Source organism: Micromonospora sp. NPDC049047 (genome assembly GCF_040649135.1).
GTDB lineage: Bacteria > Actinomycetota > Actinomycetes > Mycobacteriales > Micromonosporaceae > Micromonospora.
In genome coordinates this window covers 95,843-113,826 of the sequence record NZ_JBEZEY010000023.1, presented here as the reverse complement: position 1 = coordinate 113,826, position 17,984 = coordinate 95,843, and the positions used below count along the sequence as shown (strand labels likewise).

At 71.5% G+C, this 17,984-nt stretch carries 15 protein-coding genes; 8 read left to right on the top strand and 7 right to left on the bottom strand.

Going from position 1 to position 17,984, the window contains the following annotated elements; translation table 11 throughout:
- Positions 1 to 106 precede the first annotated feature (106 nt).
- Positions 107 to 1,948 (bottom strand): DNA helicase RecQ, encoded by a 1,842-nt coding sequence (gene recQ, locus AB0B86_RS27815; RefSeq protein WP_357420116.1) that lies wholly within the window; start codon positions 1,946 to 1,948, stop codon positions 107 to 109.
- A gap of 186 nt (positions 1,949 to 2,134) precedes the next feature.
- Here recQ and rapZ point away from each other — a divergent pair, with 186 nt between their 5' ends.
- The 8 genes from rapZ to AB0B86_RS27775 all read left to right on the top strand — a co-directional run bounded on the left by rapZ (position 2,135) and on the right by AB0B86_RS27775 (position 9,302).
- Positions 2,135 to 3,037, top strand: a complete 903-nt coding sequence (gene rapZ, locus AB0B86_RS27810; RefSeq protein WP_357409007.1) for an RNase adapter RapZ — start codon at positions 2,135 to 2,137, stop codon at positions 3,035 to 3,037.
- Entirely contained in the window at positions 3,034 to 4,110 is a 1,077-nt protein-coding gene (locus AB0B86_RS27805) for a 2-phospho-L-lactate transferase CofD family protein (protein WP_357408990.1), read from the top strand. The genes rapZ and AB0B86_RS27805 overlap by 4 nt, the downstream gene beginning before the upstream one ends.
- Before the next feature lie 54 nt (positions 4,111 to 4,164).
- Complete coding sequence (whiA, locus tag AB0B86_RS27800; protein ID WP_030491583.1) at positions 4,165 to 5,145, top strand: DNA-binding protein WhiA; 981 nt, start codon at positions 4,165 to 4,167, stop codon at positions 5,143 to 5,145.
- Between the two features lie 267 nt (positions 5,146 to 5,412).
- Entirely contained in the window at positions 5,413 to 6,417 is a 1,005-nt protein-coding gene (gene gap / locus AB0B86_RS27795; RefSeq protein WP_030337349.1) for a type I glyceraldehyde-3-phosphate dehydrogenase, read from the top strand.
- Positions 6,414 to 7,670, top strand: coding sequence for a phosphoglycerate kinase (locus AB0B86_RS27790; protein WP_357420115.1), 1,257 nt, complete (start codon positions 6,414 to 6,416; stop codon positions 7,668 to 7,670). The genes gap and AB0B86_RS27790 overlap by 4 nt, the downstream gene beginning before the upstream one ends.
- 2 nt (positions 7,671 to 7,672) lie before the next feature.
- On the top strand, positions 7,673 to 8,464 hold the full coding sequence (gene tpiA / locus AB0B86_RS27785; protein ID WP_357408985.1) for a triose-phosphate isomerase: 792 nt from the start codon (positions 7,673 to 7,675) through the stop codon (positions 8,462 to 8,464).
- A 95-nt stretch (positions 8,465 to 8,559) separates the two neighbouring features.
- A complete protein-coding gene (secG, locus tag AB0B86_RS27780) occupies positions 8,560 to 8,820 on the top strand; it encodes a preprotein translocase subunit SecG (RefSeq protein WP_357408983.1) in 261 nt (86 codons plus the stop codon).
- Between the two features lie 140 nt (positions 8,821 to 8,960).
- On the top strand, positions 8,961 to 9,302 hold the full coding sequence (locus AB0B86_RS27775; RefSeq protein WP_357408981.1) for an RNA polymerase-binding protein RbpA: 342 nt from the start codon (positions 8,961 to 8,963) through the stop codon (positions 9,300 to 9,302).
- A gap of 38 nt (positions 9,303 to 9,340) precedes the next feature.
- On the opposite strand, the gene pgl is transcribed toward AB0B86_RS27775, so the two are convergent.
- From pgl to tkt, 6 genes are all read right to left on the bottom strand, one after another.
- A complete protein-coding gene (pgl, locus tag AB0B86_RS27770) occupies positions 9,341 to 10,111 on the bottom strand; it encodes a 6-phosphogluconolactonase (protein WP_357420114.1) in 771 nt (256 codons plus the stop codon).
- Between the two features lie 134 nt (positions 10,112 to 10,245).
- Positions 10,246 to 11,262, bottom strand: a complete 1,017-nt coding sequence (locus AB0B86_RS27765; RefSeq protein WP_357408977.1) for a glucose-6-phosphate dehydrogenase assembly protein OpcA — start codon at positions 11,260 to 11,262, stop codon at positions 10,246 to 10,248.
- Between the two features lie 55 nt (positions 11,263 to 11,317).
- On the bottom strand, positions 11,318 to 12,832 hold the full coding sequence (gene zwf, locus AB0B86_RS27760; protein WP_357409005.1) for a glucose-6-phosphate dehydrogenase: 1,515 nt from the start codon (positions 12,830 to 12,832) through the stop codon (positions 11,318 to 11,320).
- Between the two features lie 38 nt (positions 12,833 to 12,870).
- On the bottom strand, positions 12,871 to 14,520 hold the full coding sequence (locus AB0B86_RS27755) for a glucose-6-phosphate isomerase (protein WP_357420113.1): 1,650 nt from the start codon (positions 14,518 to 14,520) through the stop codon (positions 12,871 to 12,873).
- The gene (tal, locus tag AB0B86_RS27750; RefSeq protein WP_357408973.1) at positions 14,517 to 15,695 is read right to left on the bottom strand and encodes a transaldolase; all 1,179 of its coding nucleotides are present in this window, start codon (positions 15,693 to 15,695) and stop codon (positions 14,517 to 14,519) included. Before tal ends, AB0B86_RS27755 begins: the two co-directional genes overlap by 4 nt.
- A gap of 15 nt (positions 15,696 to 15,710) precedes the next feature.
- Positions 15,711 to 17,849 carry a transketolase gene (tkt, locus tag AB0B86_RS27745; RefSeq protein WP_357408971.1) on the bottom strand — a complete coding sequence of 713 codons (2,139 nt, stop codon included), beginning with the start codon at positions 17,847 to 17,849 and terminating at the stop codon, positions 15,711 to 15,713.
- Positions 17,850 to 17,984 lie beyond the last annotated feature (135 nt).

The following is a 17,984-nucleotide window of genomic DNA, read 5'->3' as shown; positions in this document are numbered from 1 at the left end:
CGCCGACTGGATCGCCACCCGCGGCTACGCCGCCAGCTAAGCCACCGGAGCACACGACGAAGGGCCGGACCCCACCACAGGGGACCGGCCCTTCGGCATGCACGGATCAGTCGCTGGCGAGTACGGCCAGGATCTGCTCGCCGTACTTGGCGAGTTTGTTCTCGCCGACCCCGCTGATGCGGGACAGGTCGGCAAGTGTTCCTGGCGCGTCGCTGGCGATCTGCCGCAGCGTCGCGTCGTGGAAGATCACATACGCCGGGACGCCCTGCTCCTTGGCGGTGGCCGCCCGCCAGCTCCGGAGCCGCTCGAAGAGCGACGTGGCGGCCGGGGTCAGCTCGGCCACCACGGTGGCCGCGCCGCGCGGTTTCGACGAGCGGCTGGAGGCCGGCTTCTCCGGCTCGCGGCGCATCGTGACGGTGCGGCGGCGGCCCAGGACGTCGGCGCTCGCCTCGGTCAGGGCGAGCGTGCCGTAGTCACCCTCCACGGCGAGCAGCCCTTCGGCGAGCAGTTGTCGCACCACGCCCCGCCACTCCGCCTCGCTCAGCTCGGCTCCGATGCCGAAGACGGTGAGTGCGTCGTGACCGTACTGACTGATCTTGTCGGTCTGCTTGCCGAGCAGGATGTCGATGCAGTGCCCCGCGCCGAACCGCTGGTTGCGTTCGCGGTCGAGCCGGTAGACGGCGGAGAGCAGCTTCTGGGCGGCGACGGTGCCGTCCCAGGACTCCGGTGGGTTGAGGCAGGTGTCGCAGTTGCCGCAGGCGGCGGTCGCCGGCTCGCCGAAGTATTCGAGCAACTGGACCCGTCGGCAGCGCACCGTCTCGCAGAGGGCGAGCATCGCGTCCAGGTGCGCGGCGAGGTTGCGGCGGTGGGCGAGGTCGCCGTCGGAGGTCTCGATCATCTTGCGTTGCTGGACGACGTCCTGCAGCCCGTACGCCAGCCAGGCAGTGGAGGGCAGGCCGTCGCGCCCGGCGCGGCCGGTCTCCTGGTAGTAGCCCTCGACGGACTTGGGCAGGTCGAGGTGGGCGACGAACCGGACGTCGGGCTTGTCGATGCCCATCCCGAAGGCGATGGTGGCCACCATGACCAGGCCGTCCTCGCGCAGGAAGCGTTGCTGGTTGGCGGCCCGGGTGCCCGCGTCCAACCCGGCGTGGTAGGGCAGGGCGGCGATGCCGTTGGCGACGAGGAAGTCGGCGGTCTTGTCGACCGAGGCCCGGGACAGGCAGTAGACGATCCCGGCGTCGCCCGGGTGCTCGTCGCGCAGCAGCGCCAGCAGTTGCTTGCGCGGCTTCCGCTTGGGCACGATCCGGTACTGGATGTTGGGCCGGTCGAAGCTGGCCACGAAGTGCCGTGCGTCGTCGAGCTTGAGCCGGGTGGCGATCTCGGTGCGGGTGGCGCTGGTCGCGGTGGCGGTCAGCGCGATCCGGGGGACCTGTGGCCACCGTTCGTGCAGCATCGACAGCGCCAGGTAGTCGGGGCGGAAGTCGTGCCCCCACTGGGACACGCAGTGCGCCTCGTCGATCGCGAACAGGGCGATGCGACCCCGGTCCAGCAGGGCCAGGGTGGATCGGACGCCGAGTGCCTCCGGGGCGAGGTAGAGCAGGTCCAGCTCGCCGGCGACGAAGGCGGCCTCGACCCGGCGTCGAGCGTCAAGGGTCTGGGTCGAGTTGAGAAAGCCGGCGCGGACACCGACCGCGGTGAGGGCGTCAACCTGGTCCTGCATGAGCGCGATAAGCGGGGACACGACGACAGCGACACCATCGCGGACCAGGGCCGGGATCTGATAGCACAACGACTTGCCGCCACCGGTGGGCATCAGGACCAGCGCGTCGCCGCCGGTGACCACGTGGTCGATCACGTCCTGCTGGAAACCGCGGAAGGCGTCGTAGCCGAACACCCGGCGCAGCACTGGCAGAGCGTCCTCGGTGCGCAGGTCGGTGGGAGAAGCCATCCGGGGAGTCTACGAGCCAACCCCGACAGCGCCCGCGAGGCCGAGGGCGAAATACTCCGGGCGGCGGGTGCCAGCCCTCGGCCGGACGGCGGGATAGAGTCGCAGATTGACCAATCGCGGCCGTGGGGGCCGCGGCGCCACAGCTTGGGGGTACTGGTGAGCGAGGCGCGCGCAGCCGGTGACCGGATCGACGATCCGCTCACCGTCGACGGGCAGGTGGCGGCCGAGTCGGAGACCACGCTGGTGGTGGTGACCGGCGTCTCCGGGGGTGGCCGCAGCACTGTCGCCCGGGCGTTGGAGAACGTCGGCTACTACGTGGTCGACAACCTGCCGCAGGCACTGATGCTGGACATGGCCGAGTTGGCGTTCAAGGCGGGCGGCGCGGCTCGGCGTACCGCGATGGTGTTGGACGTGCGGTCGCGGGCCTTCTCCACCGACCTGGCCGGGGCGATCCGGGAGCTGAAGGAGCGCGGCTTCTCGCCCCGGGTGGTCTTCGTCGACGCCGACGACGAGGTGTTGATCCGGCGGTTCGAGAGCGTTCGCCGCTCGCACCCGTTGCAGGGCGACGGGCGGCTGGCCGACGGCATCGCCGTGGAGCGTGGCCTGCTGGAGGAGGCGCGCGACCAGGCGGACGTGATCATCGACACCAGCCACCTCAACGTCAACCAGCTCCGTCGGCGCATCGAGGAGCTGTTCGGCGGCGAGGACGCCCGCCGGCTGCGGGTCACCGTGCTGTCGTTCGGCTTCAAGTACGGCCTGCCGCCGGACGCCGATTTCGTGCTCGACGCCCGCTTCCTGCCGAACCCGTACTGGGTGCCGGAGCTGCGCGAGCACACCGGTCGGGAGGAGGCGGTAAGCGCGTACGTGCTGGGCCAGGAGGGCGCTGACGCCTTCGTCGCCTCGTACGCCGACCTGGTAAACGCCACCACCACAGGCTTCGAGCGGGAGGGCAAGCGGTACCTGACGGTCGCGGTGGGCTGCACCGGCGGCAAGCACCGCAGCGTGGCCATCGCCGAGGAGTTGGCCAGCCGGCTGCGCCACGCCGGGCTGGCGGCCAACGCCCAGCACCGCGATCTGGGGCGCGAATGACGGCCCGCCGGGTGGTGGCGTTCGGCGGTGGGCACGGGCTCTCCGCCTCGTTGCGGGCGCTGCGCCACTGCGCACCCGAACTCGACCTCGACATCACAGCTGTGGTCACCGTCGGCGACGACGGCGGCTCCAGCGGCCGGCTCCGCGCCGAGCGGGGTGGTCTGCCGCCTGGTGATCTGCGCCAGGCGCTGGTGGCGCTGGCCGGCGACCACCCGGCCACCCGACGCAGCGCCGGGCTGTTCCAGCACCGCTTCGCCGCCGTGCCGGCCGGCGTACCCCCGCTCGACGCGGCCGACCCGGACCCGGCGGCGACCCACGGCCGCGGTCCCGACCACGATGACCCGGGTGCGAACGGCCCCGGCGGGCCGGCGAGCACCCGCGCCGACGGGCTGGCCGGGCACGCGGTGGGCAACCTGGTGCTCTGCGGCCTCATGGAGCTGCTCGGCGACCCGGTGGCCGCCCTGGAGCACGCCGGCGCGATGCTCGGCGCGGTCGGCCGGGTGTTGCCGATGTCCCGCCAGCCGGTCGGCATCGAGGCCCGGGTCCGCGGCGCCGACCCGGCCGCCCCCGACGAGGTGCGGACCGTGCGTGGTCAACACCAGGTGGCCGTCACCACCGGGCGGGTCGAGTCGCTACGCCTCACGCCCGCCGCCCCGGCGGCCTGCGCCGAGGCGATCGAGGCGATCATGGCGGCGGACTGGTTGATCTTCGGGCCGGGCAGTTGGTACACGAGCGTGCTCCCGCACCTGCTGGTGCCGCAGTTGGCCGACGCGATCGTGTCCACCTCGGCCCGGCGGCTTGTCACGTTGAACCTCGCCGCGGAGAAGGAGACCCTCGGGCTCTCGGCCGCCGACCACCTCGCGGCCCTGCACTGGTACCTGGCCGAGCTCAAGGTGGATCTCGTGCTGGCCGACCCCAGGGCGGTGGGTGACCCCGAACCTGTCGAACGTGCGGCAGAATCGCTTGGTGCCCGACTGGTCCTCGCCCCCGTCGCCGTCACCGACGGCACTCCCCGCCATGATCCAGCTGCCCTGGGCGCCGCGCTGGTGCCTGTCCTGGGCGCCGATCGTTAGACACGTACGTAATCTCCGGCGACACGCCGGAACCGGTCCGTGAGGGGACGCACAATGGCGATGACGGCCGCGGTCAAGGACGAGCTGAGTCGGGTCGACGTGCCCAAGCCCTGCTGTCGGCGGGCGGAGATGGCCGCACTGCTGCGCTTCGCCGGCGGGCTGCACATCGTCTCCGGCCGCGTGGTGGTGGAGGCGGAACTGGACACCGGGGCGGTGGCCCGGCGGTTACGCCGGGAGATCGCCGAGGTCTACGGATATCCCAGCGAGATCCACGTGCTGGCCTCCGGTGGCCTGCGCAAGGGCAGTCACTTCATCGTGCGGGTGGTCAAGGACGGCGAGGCCCTCGCCCGACAGACCGGCCTGCTCGACGTGCGGGGCCGCCCGGTGCGGGGGCTGCCGCCGCACGTGGTGGCCGCGAACGTCTGCTGCGCGGTCTCCGCCTGGCGGGGCGCGTTCATGGCCCACGGTTCGCTGACCGAGCCGGGCCGCTCCAGCGCGCTGGAGATCACCTGCCCCGGGCCGGAGTCGGCGTTGGCGCTTGTCGGCGCGGCCCGCCGTATCGGCATCACCGCCAAGAACCGCGAGGTGCGCGGCGTGGACCGGGTGGTGGTCAAGGACGGCGACGCGATCGCCGCGCTGCTCACCCGCATCGGCGCGCACTCGAGCGTGCTGGCCTGGGAGGAGCGCCGGGTACGCCGGGAGGTGCGGGCCACCGCCAACCGGCTCGCCAACTTCGACGACGCCAACCTGCGCCGCTCGGCGCGGGCCGCCGTCGCCGCCGCCGCCCGGGTCACCCGTGCGCTGGAGATCCTCGCCGAAGAGGCGCCCAACCACCTGACCGACGCCGGGCGGTTGCGCCTGGAGCACCGGCAGGCGTCCCTGGAGGAGTTGGGTGCGCTCGCGGACCCGCCGCTGACCAAGGACGCCATCGCCGGGCGGATCCGCCGGCTGCTCGCCCTGGCCGACAAGCGCGCCCGGGACCTCGGCATCCCGGATACCGAAGCGGCAGTCACGCCCGACATGCTCGTGGTCTGATAGGACGGTGGGGCCGCACGGTGCGCCCGGGAGCACGACCCGGCGCAGCGTGGTCTCGCACGCTCGGATAAGGTCGCTGAGTACGGCAAGGGGGCCGACACCCGGCACTTCTCGTCGTGCCCACCGCCTCGGGCGGTCAGGTCCTCAGACCGCGCGGCGGGGTGGCCGAGATGAACCGTCGACGGCCGGCTCCAACGGTCGGCGCACACCATTCCCGCCGGCCCGTTGTCTGAAGCCGGCGGACCAGAACGCGAGGAGATGGGACCTGTGACCATCCGGGTTGGCATCAACGGCTTTGGCCGAATCGGCCGTAACTTCTTCCGGGCAGTGCTGGCGTCCGACGCCGACATCGAGGTCGTGGCGGTCAACGACCTGACCGACAACGGCACGCTCGCCCACCTGCTCAAGTACGACAGCATCCTCGGCCGCCTGCCGTACGAGGTCAAGGCCACCGCCGACGAGATCACCGTCGGTGGCAGGACCATCAAGGCATACGCCGAGAAGGACCCGTCGAAGCTGCCGTGGGGCGAGGTCGGCGCCGACGTCGTCATCGAGTCGACCGGCTTCTTCACCGACGCCACCAAGGCGAAGGCGCACGTCGACGGCGGGGCCAAGAAGGTCATCATCTCCGCCCCGGCGAAGAACGAGGACGTCACTGTCGTCATGGGTGTCAACCACGACACCTACGACCCGGCGAAGCACACCATTATCTCCAACGCTTCGTGCACCACCAACTGCCTCGCCCCGATGGCGAAGGTCCTGCACGACACGTTCGGCATCCAGCACGGTCTGATGACGACGATCCACGCGTACACCCAGGACCAGAACCTCCAGGACGCGCCGCACTCGGACCTGCGTCGCGCCCGGGCCGCCGCGCTGAACATCGTGCCGACCTCGACCGGCGCCGCCAAGGCGATCGGCCTGGTCCTCCCGGACCTCAAGGGCAAGCTCGACGGGTACGCCCTGCGGGTGCCGATCCCGACCGGCTCGGTCACCGACCTCACCGTCAACGTGGGTCGCGAAACCACAGTGGACGAGGTCAACGCCGCGCTGAAGGCCGCCGCGGACGGCCCGCTCAAGGGCATCCTGGTCTACAACGAGGACCCGATCGTCTCCACCGACATCGTCACCGACCCGGCGTCGTGCATCTTCGACGCGCCGCTGACCAAGGTCGTCGGCAACCAGGTCAAGGTCGTCGGCTGGTACGACAACGAGTGGGGCTACTCCAACCGGCTCGTCGACCTCGTCAAGCTGGTCGGTTCGTCGCTGTGAGCATCCGGACCCTCGACGACCTGCTCGCCGAGGGGGTGTCGGGTCGGCGCGTGCTGGTGCGCGCCGACCTGAACGTCCCGCTCGACAAGCAGACCGGTGCCATCGACGATCATAACTCCGCCTCCGCGCCGCAAGGCGGCACTCCGGACGGAGTGAGGATCGCTGACGACGGGCGCATCCGCGCGGTGCTGCCGACCCTCGGCGCGCTTGTCGAGGCCGGCGCGAAGGTGGTCGTCTGCTCCCACCTGGGCCGCCCGAAGGGCGCGCCGGACCCGCAGTTCAGCCTGAGCCCGGTCGCCGGGCGGCTCGGTGAGCTGCTCGGCGCGCCTGTGCACTTCGCCACCGACACCGTCGGTGAGTCGGCCCGCTCCACCGTCGCGGACCTGGCCGACGGCCAGGTCGCCCTGCTGGAGAACCTGCGTTTCAACGCGGGGGAGACGAGCAAGGACGAGGCCGAGCGGGGCGCGTTCGCCGACCAGCTCGCCGCGTTCGGCGACGCGTACGTGGACGACGCGTTCGGTGCCGTGCACCGCAAGCACGCCAGCGTCTTCGACGTGCCGGCCCGGCTGCCGCACGTCGCGGGCCGCCTGGTGCTGCGTGAGGTCGAGGTGCTCTCCACGCTGACAAGCGACCCCGAGCGGCCGTACGTGGTGGTGCTCGGCGGGTCGAAGGTCTCCGACAAGCTCGCTGTGATCGAGGCACTGCTGCCCACTGTCGACCGGCTGCTCATCGGCGGCGGGATGTGCTTCACCTTCCTCAAGGCCCAGGGCCTGGAGGTGGGCACCTCGCTGCTGGAGAAGGACATGGTCGAGACCTGCCGCAACCTGCTGGAGCGGGCCAACGGCAAGATCCTGCTCCCGGTCGACGTGGTGGTCGCGGACGCTTTCGCCCCGGACGCCGCGCACGACACGGTCCGCGTCGACGGCATCCCGAGCCACCGGCTCGGCCTGGACATCGGCCCGGAGACGGTGGCCGGCTTCAGCGCCGCGCTGTCCCCGGCGAAGACGATCTTCTGGAATGGGCCGATGGGCGTGTTCGAGATGCCGGCGTTCGCGGCCGGCACCCGGGGGATCGCCGAGGCGATCACCAAGGCCGACGCGTTCAGCGTCGTCGGTGGCGGTGACTCGGCGGCGGCGGTCCGTGCCCTGGGGCTGGACGAGTCGTCCTTCGGGCACATCTCCACGGGCGGCGGCGCCTCCCTGGAATACCTCGAGGGCAAGACCCTCCCCGGCATCGCGGCCCTGGAGAACTGAACATGGCGAGCACCACCCGTCGGCCGTTGATGGCCGGCAACTGGAAGATGAACCTCAACCACCTCGAGGCCAACCTGCTCGTGCAGAAGCTGGCGGCGAGCCTCACCGAAAAGCAGCTCACCGAGGTCGAGACGGTGGTGCTGCCGCCCTTCACCGACCTGCGTACGGTGCAGACCGCCGTCGACGGGGACAAGCTGCTCATCGGCTACGGCGGGCAGGACCTGTCCGCGCACGCGTCCGGCGCGTACACCGGGGAGATCTCCGGTCCGATGCTGGCCAAGCTCGGCTGCACGTACGTGGTCGTCGGGCACTCCGAGCGGCGGGCCTACCACCACGAGGACGATTCGGTCGTCAACGCCAAGGTGAAGGCGGCGCTGACGCACGGCCTGACTCCGATCCTGTGCGTGGGGGAGGGGCTTGACGTCCGCGAGCAGGGCACCCACGTGGCGCACTGCGCCGACCAGCTCGACGGTGGCCTCGCCGGGCTCACCCCCGAGCAGGTGCGGCAGGTGGTTGTCGCGTACGAGCCGGTCTGGGCGATCGGCACGGGCAAGACCGCGACGCCGGAGGACGCCCAGGAGGTCTGCGGGTCGGTCCGGCAGCGGCTTGTGGAACGCTTCGGCCAGGAGACCGCCGACCAGGTCCGGGTGCTCTACGGCGGCTCGGTCAAGGCGTCGAACGTCGCCTCGATCATGGCCCAGCCGGACGTGGACGGGGGCCTGGTGGGGGGTGCCAGTCTGGACGCGGAGGAATTCGCTCAGATCTGCCGGTTCCCGGAGCACATCGCCCGCTGATCGCTCGGTATCCTTGACACCGCCCGTCCGCCGGTCGGTGCCGCAGTGCCCGATCAGACCGGGCGAGGATCGCTACGAGAGGACTGACCCCAGCCATGCCGATCTGGTTCGCATACACGTTGATCGTGTTGCTGATCGTCACGAGCATTCTGCTCACCATGCTTATCCTGCTGCACCGCGGCAAGGGCGGCGGTCTGTCGAGCATGTTCGGCGGTGGCGTCAGCTCTAGCCTCGCCGGCTCCTCCGTGGCAGAGAAAAACCTGGACCGTTACACGGTCCTGGTAAGCGTCGTCTGGTTCGCCGCGATCGTCGGGCTCGGGCTCTGGCTGCGCCTGCAGCCCAACAGCGGCACCTGAGCAGGCTCGTCAAGTCGTACAATCTGCGCGCGGTCCGTCACTCGACGGGCCGCGCGCAGGCTTTTCTCCGCTGCACCGCGTCGCCCGCCGTTCACCCCTGAATGATGGCGGGTCCCCTCCGACGACAGGAGCGAGCAGCCGTGCCCAGTGGCAACGTCATTCGCGGCGCCCGAGTCGGTTCCGCGCCCATGCGCCCCGACGAGCGACACCAACCCGCCCCCCGACAGGACGTCACCTACTGGTGCCGCAACGGGCACCGGGTCGACATCCGGATCGCCGCGGACGCCGAGGCGCCGCCCCGGTGGGACTGCCCCCGGTGCGGCCTGCCGGCCGGCCGGGACGCCCAGAACCCGCCCGGCCGGACCCGCGCCGAACCGTACAAGAGCCACCTGGCGTACGTGAAGGAGCGGCGCACCGCCGAGGAGGGCGAGGCCCTGCTGGCCGAGGCGCTCGCAGCGCTGCGCCGCCGTCGCGGCGAGTGACAGCAGGGGCCCCTCGACGAGGGGCCCCTGCTGTCAGCTCAGCGCAGGCTGCGGAGGCGCGCGGGAACGTCGGCTGCGGCGGCCCGGTCCAGCAGCCAGCGGGTGCGGCTCACCCCGTGCACCCCGGCGGCCGGCAACTGCACCGGCCCGGCACCGGCCAACGCCATGCCCACCGCGTGGGCCTTGTCGGCGCCGGCGGCCACCAGCCAGACCTCGTCGGCGGTGTTGATCGTCGGCAGAGTGAGCGTGGTCCGCACCGACGGCGGCTTGGGGCTGCCCCGCACCGCGCTGCACGGCCGGGTGTCGTAGTGCACCGGGTGCTCGGGGAAGACCGAGGCGATGTGCCCGTCCTCGCCGACGCCGAGCATCAGCACGTCGAAGTGCGGCAGCGTGGCGTGCCCAGGCCGGGCGGCGCGGGCCAACTCGTCCGCGTACGCGGCAGCCGCCGCCTCGGGGTCGTTGCCGGCCGGGCCGTCAGAGGCCGGCATCGGGTGCACCCGGGCCGGGTTCAGCGGCACCACGTCCAGCAGGGCGGCCCGGGCCTGGGTCTCGTTGCGGTCCGGATCACCGGCGGGCAGGAACCGCTCGTCGCCCCACCACACGTCGACCCGGGACCAGTCCACCGCGTCGCGGGCGGGCAGCGTCGCCACCGCCCGGTACACGGCCGCGGCGACCCGGCCACCGGTGAGCACCACCGAGGCTTCGCCCCGGTCGGCCTGGGCGTCGAGCAGCTTCACCAGCAACCGGGCCGCCACGGCCTGCGCCAGCAGGTCGGCGTCGGCGTGCACGGCGACACTCGCCTCAGTCATCAGATGGCCTTCGTTTCCCGACCGCTGGGCGGTCGCTGTCGCGTCGTGCCCGGAGCGAAGTGCCCGAGATGGTGTGTTCCGGGGAGGGCCGGTCCGCACCGGTCCCTACCCCGACATGGTGCCCCGGCAGGGCGTCAGCTCTCGCCGCTGGTGCCGGCGTGCGCGGTGACCCCCGCCTCGGCGCGGCGCGCGGTGGCCGGATCCTTCCACACGTGCACCCGCTGCGCGGGACGCTGCTCCAGCCCCCGCAGCCCGACCGTCGCACCAAGCGCCTCCGCGTACACCTGGTCGGCGTCCAGCCGCCGCAACTCCTCGGCCAACTCGTCACCGAGTGGGCGGCGGACCAGCGGCAGGGTCCGGTCGTCCTGGCCGGTACGCCGGAACACCGCCATGCTGTCCTCGCGGGTCAACGTCAGCTGGTCGCCGTTGGCGCAGCTCAACCGCACCTCCCGCATCCGGGGAAACTCGTCGGAGTCCACCCGCTGCGGGGTGATGCCGAGCCGGCTGGACAGCCAACCGACCATCAGCGACGCCGTCGGATCGGTGGGCGGCGCGACAACTGTCGCCTCGACGACCCGCTCGCTGGCCGTGTCGAACGCCCCGGCGACAAGGGTCCGCCACGGGGTGATCCGGGTCCAGGCCAGGTCCGTGTCGCCCGGGGCGTAGTCCCGGGCCCGCTGCCGCAGCGCCTCCACCGGATCGGCGGCCTGCGCCGAGTCGGTGATCCTGCGGTCGGCGACCACGCCGAGGAAGTCGGTGGCGATCTCCGCCGGCGGCTCGCCGTGCCACCAGGTGACCACCGGCACGTCCGGAACCAGCAGCGGCATGACCACCGACTCGGCGTGCAGGGCCAGCCGACCGTACATCCGGGTGACCACCGCCTCGCACGGGCCGAGCCGGCCGCCGACCACGATCTCCGCGTCCAACCGGTTGCGGTCCCGCTCGATCTCGGAGCGAACCACCACCACCAGCCGGCACGGGTGGGCGGCGGCGGCGATCGTCGCCGCCGCCTCCGCCTCCCGGACCCGCTTCTCGTCCACCACCACGATGAGAGTCAGCGCCATGCCGCTGGCCACGCCACCCGCGCTGCGCCGCTCGGCGGCGAGCGCCTTGACCACCTCGTTGCCGGTGGTGTCCCACAGCCCGATCACTGGAGCCTCCTGCTCTGCGTCCTGCCGCGCCTGCTGGTTCGCTCGCTGCGCTCGTTCACGCTCGTCGCCAGGCGCGACCCTCGCGGGCGAGCATCTCGTCGGCGGCGCGCGGCCCCCACTCGCCGGCTCGGTACGGCTCCGGCTTGGTGCCCGCCCAGGCGTGCTCCAGCGGGTCGATCACCTGCCAGCTCTGCTCGACCTCTGCCGCGTCCGGGAACAGGGTGCGGTCGCCGATCAGCACGTCGAGCACCAGCCGCTCGTACGCCTCGGGGCTGGACTCGGTGAACGCCTCGCCGTACTGGAAGTCCATCGCGATGTCGCGGACCTCCATCGTGGTGCCCGGCACCTTCGAGCCGAACTTCAGCACCACACCCTCGTCCGGCTGCACCCGGATGACCAGCTGGTTGTTGCCCAGCGACTCCATGTCGGCGTCGTTGAACGGCAGGTGCGGCGCCTTCTTGAACATGATGGCGACCTCGGTGACCCGCCGGGGCAGCCGCTTACCGGCCCGGATGTAGAACGGCACCTCCGCCCACCGGCGGTTCTGGATGCCCAGCCGCACCGCCACGTACGTCTCCGTGGTGGAGTCGGTGGGGACGTCCCGCTCCTCCAGGTAGCCGACCGCGCGCTCGCCGCCCACCCAACCGGGCAGGTACTGGCCGCGCACGGTGTCCCGGGCCACGTCCTTCGGCAGGGTGATCGCCTTGAGCACCTTCAGCTTCTCGGCCCGGATCTCGTCGGCGTCGAAGCTCGTCGGCTCCTCCATCGCCACCAGGGCGAGAAGTTGCAGGAGGTGGTTCTGCAGCACGTCGCGGGCGGTGCCGACGGTGTCGTAGAAACCGGCGCGGGTGCCGATGCCGACATCCTCGGCCATGGTGATCTGCACCGAGTCGACGTACTTGGAGTTCCACAGCGGCTCGAACAGGTTGTTGGCGAACCGCAGGGCGAGGATGTTCTGAACGGTCTCCTTGCCCAGGTAGTGGTCGATCCGGAAGACGTCCTCACGGGTGAAGACGTCGTCGACGAGGTCGTTGAGTGCCTTCGCCGAGGGCAGGTCGTTGCCGAACGGCTTCTCCACCACGACCCGGCGCCACCCGCCGGACTTCTCGTTGTCGGCCATCCCGGTGCGGGCCAGTTGCTTGAGCACGACCGGGAACGCGGCAGGCGGGATGGAGAAGTAGAACGCCGCGTTGCCGGTGATGCCATGGGTCTGGCGCAGGTCGTCGAGCGTCGAGGCGAGCTGGTCGAAGGCGGCGTCGTCGTCGAACGACCCGCCGACGAACTTGATGTTGCCGGCCAGTCGGGCCCACACCTCGTCCCGCCAGGGGGTACGAGCGTGCTTGCGGGCGGCCTCGCAGGCCAGTGTCTCGAAGTCGCCGTCACCCCAGTCGCGGCGTGCGAAACCGAGCACCACGAAACCGGGCGGCAGCAGCCCTCGGTTGGCCAGGTCGTAGACCGCAGGGAGCAGCTTCTTGCGGGCCAGGTCGCCGGTCACCCCGAAGATCACCAGAGCACACGGCTCCGGGATCCGGGGCAACCGGCGGTCCTGCGGGTCGCGCAGCGGGTTCATGCCGCCTCCTCGCTCCGCTTCAGTCACGTCGTCCATCCTTACGCCGGCAGGTCACCGGCGGCGTCGAGCAGTTGGGCGACACCGGCGGCACGGTCGGTCAGATGCAGCCGCAGCACCGGGCGGTCCCGTTCGGCGAGCGCCTGCCGGTCCCCGGCGGCCTGCGCCGCCTGCAACTCACCGAAGGTGTACGGCTTGCCCGGCACCGCCAGGTCCTCGGCGACCGCGCCGGTCACCTGGAGGTAGCTGCCCACCTGCGGGCCGCCCTTGTGGTACTGGCCGGTGGAGTGCAGGAACCGTGGCCCCCAACCGAACGTGACCGGCCGACCGCCCGCCTGCGCCAGCAGCGGCCGCAGTTTGGCGGTGTCGGCGTCGGCGAACCGGTCGAGGTACGCCATCACCGCGAGGTAACCGTCGTCGCCCAGCCCGTCGAGCAGCCAGCGCAGCACCCCGGCCAGGTCACCGGGAGCGCCCTGCGGGGCGTACACCTCGATCGCGCCCTCGGTGAACGACGGCGACTCCGCCGGCAGCCCCGAGGCCAGGATCTTGTTGGTGTTCTCCTTGGACTCGGTGACGTTCGGCTGGTTGAACGGGTCGATGCCGAGCACCACGCCGGCCACCGCTGTCGCGTACTCCCAGGCGAGGAAGTGCGCGCCCAGCGGGCCGTTGACGGCCACGTCCGGGGTGCCGCCGCCACCCGGCACGTCGCCGGGGGTGAGCGAGCCGCCGTAGCTGACCGTCAGCACGTCCGCACCGGTGGCGCCGGGGCTCTGCGGGGACTCCACGACGACCGGGAGGATGCCCACCCCGGCCTTGCCCGTCGACTCGGCGATGAGTTGCTCGGCCCAGTCGCCGAGACCGTCGATGCCGGTGCCGTCGGAGACCAGGGCGACCTTGTCCCGGGCCAGCGTGGCCGCGGCACCCAGGGCGGCACCCAGCGCCAGCGCCGGATTGTCCCGGTCCGCGCCGAGCGACGCGGCAAGCGCGTCGGCCTGGTCGAGCAGTTCGGCGACCTCGACCCCGGCCAGCGCCGAGGGCACCAGGCCGAACGCGGTGAGCGCGGAGTAACGGCCGCCGACGTTCGGGTCGGCGAGCACTGTGAACGCGCCCATCTCGGTCGCTGTGGTCTCCAGCGGCGAACCCGGGTCGGTGACGATGACGAAGTGCCGGCCGGCCTCCGCCTCGGTCATCCCGGCGTCCAGGAACGCCTGCCAGTAGGCGCGGCGGTGACTGTCGGTCTCCACCGTCGACCCGGACTTGCTGGCCACCACCACCACAGTGCGCTCCAGCCGGTCGCCGAGCGCCGCCCGGACCTGGCCCGGGTCGGTGGTGTCGAGCACGGTCAGCGGGCGACCCAGGGTCCGGGTGATCACCTCGGGCGCGAGGGACGAACCACCCATGCCGGCGAGTACCACGTGGTCCAGGTCGGCCAGCTCCGCGGTCAGCTCGGCGAGCTGCACGAGCAACTCCCGGCTGCGTCGGTGGGTGTCGACCCAGCCGAGCCGGATCTTCGCCTCGGCTTCGGCGTCCGGACCCCACAGGCTCGGGTCCTTGCCCGCCAGCTTGCCCGGGACGCCGGCCTTGACGAGCGCCTCCCGGGTCGAGGCGGGCGCGGACTTGTCGACCGCGTCCGCGCCGTACACGGCGAGCCCGGCGGCTGCCTCCACCGGCCCTGCGAGAAGGTCGCTCATGCGCCACCGGCCTTGTCGGCGGCCTTCGCGTTGCCCTTGGCGGCCTTGTTCGGGGCACCCTTGCCCTTGGCCGCCGCCTCCAGCGACTTACGGACGCCGTCGAGCAGCTCCTGCCAGCTGGCCTCGAACTTCTCCACACCCTCGCGCTCCAGGGTGGCGATCACGTCGGCCATGTCCACCCCGACCGACTCCAGGTCCGCGAAGACCTTCCGGGCCGCGTCGTAGGCGCCGGTGACGGTGTCGCCGCCGCGCGTCTCGCCGTGGTCGGCGTACGCGTGGATGACCGACTCCGGCATGGTGTTGACCGTACCGGGGGCGATCAGCTCCTCGACGTAGATGACGTCGCGGTAGTCCGGGTTCTTCGTCGAGGTGGACGCCCACAGCGGCCGCTGCGGGTGCGCGCCGGCGGCCTCGAGGGCCTTCCAGCGGTCCGAGGAGAAGACCTCGGTGTAGCGCTCGTACGCCAGCTGGGCGTTGGCCACTGCGGCCTTGCCCTTCAGTGCCTTGGCCTGCTCGGAGCCGACCTTCTCCAACCTCTTGTCGACCTCGGAGTCGACCCGGGAGACGAAGAACGACGCGACCGAGCCGATCTTCGACAGGTCGTGGCCGTTCGCCTTGGCCTGCTCCAGGCCGGCGAGGAACGCCTCCATCACCGCCGAGTAGCGGTCCAGGCCGAAGATCAGCGTCACGTTGACGCTGATCCCCTCGGCGAGAGTGTCGGTGATAGCCGACAGGCCCTCCTCGGTGGCCGGGATCTTGATGAAGAGGTTGGGCCGGTCGACGAGCCACCACAGCGCCTTGGCCTCGGCGACCGTCTTGTCCGCGTCGTGTGCGCTGCGCGGGTCCACCTCGATCGAGACCCGGCCGTCCACGCCGGCGCTGCCGTCGTACGACGGGCGCATCACGTCGCAGGCCCACCGTACGTCGTACGTGGTGAGCATCCGGACGGCCTCTTCCACGTCCACGCCACGGATGGCGAGGTCGCGCAGCTGCCAGTTGTACTCGTCGGCGTCGCTCAACGCCTTCGCGAAGATCGTCGGGTTGGTGGTGACACCGGCCACGTGCTTCTCGCGGCGCAGCTGGTCCAGCCCGCCGGAGCTCAGTCGTACCCGGGAAAGATCGTCGAGCCAGACCGCCACACCTGCGGCGGTGAGCTCATTCAACTTGTCCGTCATGCCGTCCACGCTCCCTCAGTTGCCGGTCGTGAAACCGGTGATGTCGCCCACCCGAGCCAGCGAGGCGTGCGCCGCCGCCACGATCCGGTCGGGGGTGAACCCGAACTGCTCGAAGAGCACGGTGTGCGGGGCGCTCGCCCCGTAGTGCTCCAGGCTGACGCTCTCGCCCAGGTCACCGACGATTCCGCGCCAGGACATCGCGATGCCCGCTTCCACGCTCACCCGTGCCTTTACCCCGCGTGGGAGCACCGACTCCCGGTACGCCTCATCCTGCTCGTAGAACCACTCCTGGCAGGGCATCGAGACGACCCGGGTCGGGGTGCCGTCGGCCTCCAGCCGCTCCCGGGCGGTCAGGCAGAGCTGCACCTCGGAGCCGGTGCCGACGATGATCACCTGCGGCTTGCCGTTGGACGCCTCGGCCAACACGTACCCGCCCTTGGCCACCCCGTCCGCGTTGCCCAGGACGTCGCGGTCCAGGGTCGGCAGCGGCTGACGGCTCAGCGCCAGCGCGGTGGGCCGGTCGGTGTGCTCCAGCGCCTGCCGCCAGGCCCAGGCCGTCTCGTTGGCGTCGGCCGGGCGGACCACGTCCAGGCCCGGGATGGCGCGCAGCGCGGTCAGGTGCTCCACCGGCTGGTGGGTCGGGCCGTCCTCGCCCAGGCCGATCGAGTCGTGCGTCCAGACGTAGGTCACCGGCAGCTTCATCAACGCGGCCAGCCGCACGGACGGGCGCATGTAGTCGCTGAACACCAGGAACGTGCCGCCGTACGGGCGGGTGCCGCCGTGCAGGGCGATGCCGTTGAGGATCGCGCCCATGGCGTGCTCACGGATGCCGAAGTGCAGCGTGCGGCCGTACTCGTGGCCGGGGAAGTCCTTGGTGGCGTGGGTGGCCGGGATGAACGACGGCTCGCCCTTCATCGTGGTGTTGTTGCTCTCCGCCAGGTCGGCCGAGCCACCCCACAGCTCCGGCAGCACCGGCGCGAGCGCCTCCAGCACCTTGCCGGACGCGGCCCGGGTGGCCACGCCCTTGGCGTCGGCGGGGAAGACCGGCAGCGCGTCGGTCCAGCCGTCCGGCAGCACCCGGCCGGCCAGCCGTTCGTAGAGCGCGGTGCGCTCCGGGTTGGCCTTCTTCCAGGCGTCGAACGAGGTGGTCCACTCCTGCTCAGCGGCGTCGCCGCGGCCCATCACCGTGCGGGCGTGGCTGAGCACCTCCTCGTCGACCTGGAAGGTCTGCTCCGGGTCGAAGCCGAGGATCTGCTTGGTGGCCTTCACCTCGTCGGCGCCGAGCGCCGAGCCGTGGATCTTGCCGGTGTTCTGCTTGTTGGGGGCGGGCCAGCCGATGATGGTGCGCAGCGCGATGAAGGAGGGGCGGGCGGTCTCCGCCCGGGCGGCCACCAGCGCCGCGTACAGCGCCTCGGCGTCCTCGTGGTAGTCACCCTGGTCGGCGTCGCCGCTGCGCCAGTCGACGGTCTGCACGTGCCAGCCGTACGCCTCGTAGCGGGCCGCCACGTCCTCGCTCTTGGCGATCCGGGTGTCGTCCTCGATGGAGATCTCGTTGTCGTCGTAGATCACCGTGAGGTTGCCCAGCTGCTGGTGCCCGGCGAGGGCGCTGGCCTCGTGGCTGATGCCCTCCTCGATGTCGCCGTCGGAGACGATGCACCAGATGTCGTGGTCGAAGACCGACGCGCCCGGCTCGGCCTCGGGGTCGAACAGGCCGCGCTCGCGGCGGGCCGCCATGGCCATGCCCACCGCGTTGCCCAGGCCCTGCCCGAGCGGGCCGGTGGTGGTCTCCACGCCCGGGGTGTGGCCGTGCTCGGGGTGACCCGGGGTCTGCGAACCCCACTGCCGCAGCGACTTGAGGTCGTCCAGGCTCAGCGGGTAACCGGACAGGAAGAGCTGGATGTAGAGCGTCAGGCTGGAGTGCCCGGCGGAGAGCACGAACCGGTCCCGGCCGGGCCAGTTCGGGTCGGCCGGGTTGTGCCGCATGACGCGGTTGAAGAGGAGGTACGCCGCGGGCGCGAGGCTCATCGCGGTGCCCGGGTGGCCGTTACCGGATTTCTCTACGGCGTCCATGGCCAGCACGCGGACGGTATCGACGGCCCGGCGATCGAGGTCGGACCAGTTCAGTGCGGAGTGCTCGGGTCGTTTGGCAGCCACGATGGTTGTGCTCCTCGGCAGATGGGCGGAACCCTCAACGATGACCTTATCGAGCGTGCCTAAACGCGCGCCCGGGGATCTCCGCAAGGTGTGCGCGAGGTGACGTTCCGGATGCGTGGTCCGAACCCGGTGGTG

What these genes read in the sequence shown, in the direction of transcription:
- recQ (WP_357420116.1), bottom strand. Translation starts at nt 1,948, where the DNA reads ATGGCTTCTCCCACCGACCTGCGCACCGAGGACGCTCTGCCAGTGCTG.
- AB0B86_RS27805 (WP_357408990.1), top strand. Translation starts at nt 3,034, where the DNA reads ATGACGGCCCGCCGGGTGGTGGCGTTCGGCGGTGGGCACGGGCTCTCC.
- whiA (WP_030491583.1), top strand. Translation starts at nt 4,165, where the DNA reads ATGGCGATGACGGCCGCGGTCAAGGACGAGCTGAGTCGGGTCGACGTG.
- tpiA (WP_357408985.1), top strand. Translation starts at nt 7,673, where the DNA reads ATGGCGAGCACCACCCGTCGGCCGTTGATGGCCGGCAACTGGAAGATG.
- secG (WP_357408983.1), top strand. Translation starts at nt 8,560, where the DNA reads ATGCCGATCTGGTTCGCATACACGTTGATCGTGTTGCTGATCGTCACG.
- pgl (WP_357420114.1), bottom strand. Translation starts at nt 10,111, where the DNA reads ATGACTGAGGCGAGTGTCGCCGTGCACGCCGACGCCGACCTGCTGGCG.
- zwf (WP_357409005.1), bottom strand. Translation starts at nt 12,832, where the DNA reads ATGAACCCGCTGCGCGACCCGCAGGACCGCCGGTTGCCCCGGATCCCG.
- AB0B86_RS27755 (WP_357420113.1), bottom strand. Translation starts at nt 14,520, where the DNA reads ATGAGCGACCTTCTCGCAGGGCCGGTGGAGGCAGCCGCCGGGCTCGCC.
- tal (WP_357408973.1), bottom strand. Translation starts at nt 15,695, where the DNA reads ATGACGGACAAGTTGAATGAGCTCACCGCCGCAGGTGTGGCGGTCTGG.